This window comes from Clostridium sp. UBA5119 (assembly GCF_002414285.1).
GTDB lineage: Bacteria > Bacillota > Clostridia > Clostridiales > Clostridiaceae > Clostridium_J > Clostridium_J sulfidigenes.
On record NZ_DHYX01000046.1, the window covers coordinates 4,078 to 9,841 of the forward strand.

6 protein-coding genes and 1 pseudogene are annotated in these 5,764 nt (G+C 28.9%); all 7 read left to right on the forward strand.

Features of this window, described 5'->3' with window-relative positions:
- A pseudogene (locus B2671_RS06545) lies at window positions 1–646 on the forward strand (ABC transporter permease); the annotation flags it as partial.
- A gap of 76 nt (window positions 647–722) precedes the next feature.
- Window positions 723–1,532 carry a MerR family transcriptional regulator gene (locus B2671_RS06550; RefSeq protein WP_346869684.1) on the forward strand — a complete coding sequence of 270 codons (810 nt, stop codon included), beginning with the start codon at window positions 723–725 and terminating at the stop codon, window positions 1,530–1,532.
- A 202-nt stretch (window positions 1,533–1,734) separates the two neighbouring features.
- Entirely contained in the window at window positions 1,735–2,013 is a 279-nt protein-coding gene (locus tag B2671_RS06555) for a CD3324 family protein (protein WP_346869685.1), read from the forward strand.
- A gap of 222 nt (window positions 2,014–2,235) precedes the next feature.
- Window positions 2,236–2,766: a GNAT family N-acetyltransferase gene (locus B2671_RS06560; RefSeq protein ID WP_346869686.1), complete on the forward strand. Its 531-nt coding sequence runs from the start codon at window positions 2,236–2,238 to the stop codon at window positions 2,764–2,766.
- Window positions 2,767–3,036: 270 nt separating this feature from the next.
- On the forward strand, window positions 3,037–3,738 hold the full coding sequence (locus tag B2671_RS06565; protein WP_346869687.1) for a M15 family metallopeptidase: 702 nt from the start codon (window positions 3,037–3,039) through the stop codon (window positions 3,736–3,738).
- Between the two features lie 19 nt (window positions 3,739–3,757).
- Complete coding sequence (locus B2671_RS06570; protein ID WP_346869688.1) at window positions 3,758–4,450, forward strand: response regulator transcription factor; 693 nt, start codon at window positions 3,758–3,760, stop codon at window positions 4,448–4,450.
- On the forward strand, window positions 4,440–5,531 hold the full coding sequence (locus B2671_RS06575; protein WP_346869689.1) for a HAMP domain-containing sensor histidine kinase: 1,092 nt from the start codon (window positions 4,440–4,442) through the stop codon (window positions 5,529–5,531). The genes B2671_RS06570 and B2671_RS06575 overlap by 11 nt, the downstream gene beginning before the upstream one ends.
- Window positions 5,532–5,764: the final 233 nt, after the last annotated feature.

Consider the following 5,764-nt stretch of genomic DNA (forward strand, 5'->3'; position numbering starts at 1 on the left):
CTCTACAGAAAGAAACTTTAAGCTTAAGGTATATCCTTCTCTTTCAATGGCTGTATTTATGCCAGTTTTATTTATTTTTACAGATAGAGATAAATCCTTTATTGAAACTGTTCAAACAAGCTATGGTGGAAAAGTACATTTATTAATGTATTTAACTGTGTTAATGCTATGCTTCTGCACTGCTTATATAAATAATAGTGATAATTATAAAGGTGCATTTATATATAAGGTATTACCAATAAAAGATCCAGGAGTAATATTAAAAGGAGCAATAAAAGGAACCTTATTTAAATTAGTTATACCAGTTTATTTATTTACGGCTATAGTGTTTTTAATATTAAAGGGACCATCAATAATCTTAGACTTAATTGTAATGTTTTTAGTCCTTTTAATATCATCATTAGTTTATTTTAAACTGTCAAATAAGATGATGCCTTTTAGTGTGAAATTTGCTACAACTGATAGTGGTAAGCTTATAGGACCAGGGGCGATTACATTTGTGCTTATTGGGATATTTGCTGCAATACACATAATAATTAGAAATAATATTACCTATGTAGGAGCATTTATAGCAATTCTTTTTGTAATTAATATAATTATCTGGAAAAGAAGCTTCAAAATAAGTTGGAAAGATATAGGGATATAATATTGACTCTCACATGGTGTTAGGCATTATTCTAAAGATGTCATTCGAATGGCAGTAATTTATAGGAGTTGATTTTATGTTCAAGATTGGAGATTTTTCTAAGTTGACCAGAGTATCCGTCCGTATGCTAAGATATTATGATGAAGTGGGACTTTTTAAGCCTGATAAAATTGATGACTTCACAGGATATAGATATTATTCGGCAAAACAGATTTCAGATATTAACCTAATAGTATCATTGAGAGATATGGGTTTTAACGTAGCTGATATATCAGTATGTATGAAGGAAAAGTCTGAGGAAAAGCTAGAAGATATTTTAAAAGTCAAAGGTGAAGAAATTAAGAAAAATATAAGAACTGAGGAAATAAGACTTGAAAAAATCAACTCCGCCATTAAGGATATGAAAAAGGAGAGGGTTAATATGAGTTACAATGTTACATTAAAATCAATACCTAGTTACAAGGTTATTTCTTTGAGAGATGGTATACCAGCTTATAATGCAGAAGGCATACTTTGGGAAAGGTTGGATAAATACATTACATCAAAAAACATTCATTGCAACGACACTGCTTATGCTACTTATCATGATGAGGACTATAAAGAAGGTGAAGTTGATGTAGAGGTAGTAATGGGCGTTGACAAACTTATGGAGAATGAAAATGAGTTTATATTCAAGGAAACTGAAGCAGTGGAGCAAGCTGTTAGTATATTAGTTCCAGGAGATTATTCTAATTTAGCACCAGCATACAATTTTTTAGGAAATTGGATTGAAGAAAATGGATATAGTATAGCTGGAAATCCACGTCAAGTTGCTATAAAAGGACCTTGGAATGAAAGGAATACAGAGGATTATTTGAGTGAAATACAGATACCAGTAAAAAAATAAAGAAGCTTATAAAAATGGTTGTACATGATGACTTAGTTGTCATTATGTGCAGCCATTTTATTCAAATTAGAAAAAACTCTGGAGCCTAATTTAATGAATTGCATATAAATAAATGTTAAACAACTTAGGTTCTTGTAACACATTAACTGAGTTTTAGGGTAGTTTTTGCATCAAATCTATTGAAATAGAGGAGGGCAAGAATTTGAAATATATTAATGCAAATAATGTGTTACCAGAGGATATAATAAAAGCCATACAAGAATATGTTGATGGAGAATTTCTTTATATACCAAGAAAAGATGGTAAGCAGAAAACTTGGGGAGAAAAAAGTGGTATAAAAGATATGTTAAAGGATAGAAATAATGAAATTTTTCAAAAGTATAATGAGGGTATGACTGTCAGAAAGTTATCATTAATGTATTACTTATCAGAGCAGAGTATAAGACGCATAATAAGTGAACAGAACAGATTATGTTTATAATTAATACATAACTGTTTATGAAATTGAAGGTTTATTTAAAGTCATGATATGATTTATTTAGAGAGTTTTATAAGTAAACTTTATCTGATTTTAAATAGACATTATAAATTGAANNTTTTTAAATTATATATAATGTCCTATTTTAAATCAGCATGCTAGTTAAAGTGATAATTAGCATGCTATTTATTTTACGATTATATTATAAGATAGGGGATGAGGGGTATGGAAGTAAAGGTAGTTTTAGCAAGTAAAGAAAATGCAAATATCATAAAAAATATTTACCCATTATATTTGCATGATTTATCAGAGGTTTATGGAAATGTACCAAATGAATATGGAATTTATGAAGATGAGCCTATAAAAACATTGGCTGAACAATATGATGTTCAAAATGATTGGTTTCAGAATCCCAATGAGCTTTTCCCATTTATTATAATGGTGGATGGAAAGCCGGCAGGGTTTGATTTAGTGTCAACTGGTAAATATGCACCTAAAGGAATGGATTATTATGTTTATGAGTTCTTCTTATTAAGACCATATAGGGGAAAAGATATTGCATCTATTGCAGCAAAGCAGGTATTCGATAAATTTAAAGGTAAATGGGGATTATATGTGGCACCATCAGGGGCAAATCTAAGAGCAGAAAAATTTTGGAGAAAAACTATTATTGATTATACAAAAGGTAACTTTGAAGAAAAGCATGGATCAACTTTTGATGGATATAAACTAATATTTACATTTAATAACCCTTGATTGTTAAGCTATCCCTTTTGTATAAGTAATAATAAGAAGTCATTCATAAAAATATTTACATGTATTAATAAGAATTTCAAATATTGAACTATATAATAAATAAATGAGGTTTTTAGTCTTAACTATTAAAATTACTTGGTTAAGGCTATTTTTGTATATATAAGTATAGTATTATATTTATAAAGTTAAGGTTTCTTAAGAAATTTTTATAATTCTTGTAAACTCTATATTCTATACTGAATTTAAGATTTTGAAAAGGAAGTGTAGAATATGAATAAAGGATTTAAAAATATATTAGCTGTAAGTACAATAATAATTTGTGGATCTCTATACATTTTAGGAAATAATGAGATAGCTATAAATAATACAAGATATAAAGGAATGGAGATTAGTTTAAATGATAAAACTAATGTAGTGGAAGAAGGTAATGGGCTTTTACTAGTAAATAGTAAGTTAGGTTTAGATGCAAAGTATAAACCTAAAGATTTAGAGATACCTAATATACCATTTGCTAATGAATCACAAACTGAAGAAAGACAGGTAACTAAAATTGTTGTAAAACCCCTAGAGGATTTGATAAATAGCGCAAAAGCTGAGGAAATAATCTTACTTGGAAACTCAGCATATAGATCCTATGATTTGCAAAAATGTATTTATAAAGACAGTATTAAAGCTTATGGAAAAAAGTATACGGAGGATTATGTAGCAAAAGCTGGCTTTAGTGAACATCAAACAGGGCTAGCTATTGATATTACAAATGAACATAGATATTTTGTAAAAGGAACAAATGAAGCGGATTGGCTTGAAAAAAACTGCTATAAATTTGGGTTTATTATCAGATATCCTGAAGGTAAAAATGATATAACAGGGATAGCTTATGAACCTTGGCATATTAGGTATGTTGGTGAACAAGTAGCTACATATATTCATAATAAAGGTATTACATTAGAAGAATATTTAGAGGAACAATAGATAATAGGAGGACTATACCATGAGCAAAAACATTCTTGTAGTAGATGATGAAAAAGATATAAGAGATTTGTTAGAGATAACATTAAAAAATGAAGGATATACTGTCTTTAAAGCAATCTGTGGAGAAGATGCTTTAGATATACTAGATAAAGAAGAAATCCACTTAATTGTTTTAGATATAATGATGCCAGGAATGGATGGGTTACAAGCTTGTAGATTAGTAAGAGAAAAACACAACATTCCAATTCTTATGCTTAGTGCAAAGGTTGAGGATATGGATAAGATACAGGGGATTATGACAGGTGCAGATGATTATGTATGTAAGCCTTTTAATAATTTAGAACTTACAGTTAGAATAAGAGCGCTACTTAGAAGAGCATATTTTCTAAATACTAAAATGGATATTTCCGATGACATAATAAGAATTGAGTCAATGAGTATAGATAAGAAGAAACACAACGTAACTATAGATAATAATGAATTAGATTTAACAGCAACAGAATTTGAAATTTTGTATCTATTAGCTACTAATAGAGGTAGAGTTTTTAGTGCTGAGGAAATTTTCCAAAGGGTATGGAAGGAAAAGTATTTTCAATCAAATAATACTGTGATGGTACATATGAGTAGACTAAGAGATAAGATTGAGGAATATATGAAAGGTAATAAGATAATACATACTGTGTGGGGAGTTGGATACAAAATTGAAAAATAAGAGGTTATACGAATATTTGTTAGGACAATTAGTTGATGTCCTAAGTGCAATGATATTAACCTATATTACAGTAGAAATAGGTAAGTTAATATTAAATTATATTTTAAAAGGTATTTCTGGCATTGCTTATGAGGCTATCTTTAATATTCGATATCTTAGCTTTGGAGGATATACAAACACATTAGTAGGTTTATTTTTATTTTGTACTTTTTATTTACTTAAAACTTATAAAAAAAGCAAGAGTTTAGTGGCTATAATTAATGAAACAGAAATAATGGCTAATGGCAATTTAGATAGAGTAATACAGGTTGAATCTAATGGTGATATCAAAAATCTAGCTAAAAATATAAATAATATATCAAAGCAACTTAAAGAAATAACTTTAGAAGAACGAAAATCACAACAAACTAAGAGTGATTTAATAACTAATGTTTCCCATGACTTAAGAACTCCATTAACTTCAATCATGGGATATTTAGAACTTATTGATACTGATCAATATAAGGATGAGGTGGTTCTTAGATATTATGTTAATATAGCATATGAAAAATCTAAATCTTTAAATCTACTTATAAATGATTTGTTTGAACTTACTAAAATGCAAAACAATACTATTAATCTACATAAGGTTAACATTAATTTAGTGGATTTATTAGGGCAGGTTGTTGCTTATTTTGAATATCAATTTAAGAGTGCAAATATGAAATCAAGAACTAATTTTTCAGATGATAAATTAATAGTAAATGCGGATGCAGGGAAATTGGTTAGGGCTATTGAAAATTTATTATCTAATGCCATTAAGTATGGAGAAGAGGGATATTATGTTGATGTGGTGACAAAAAAAGAAGGGGATATGTCAGTGGTTCAGGTTATAAATTATGGGCAATCCATATCACCAATAGACTTACCATATATATTTGATAGATTCTATAGGATAGAAAAATCAAGAAACAGTAATATAGGTGGATCTGGATTAGGATTGGCTATAACAAAAAATATTATAGAGTTACATGGAGGAAATATATCTGCTTATAGTGATGAGGTGAGAACCATCTTCGAAGTGAAATTGCCTATTAATTGATATAGAGATATTAGTTTTTATGTGTGTGCCAGCATGGGCGTATTCTTAAGGGTGAAAGTCCTTAATGCGACCTAGTAGTGGTAAGCGTATAGCTTAAGACAGAGGAAATTGGGTTAAGAGTAGATTTTGAAAATATTAGACCTCATATTACCATGAACTTTAACAATGGATTTGACGATATTTATTTAATTGAACAAGATGTTGATATCAATGAACTATCATTGCAGTATGAA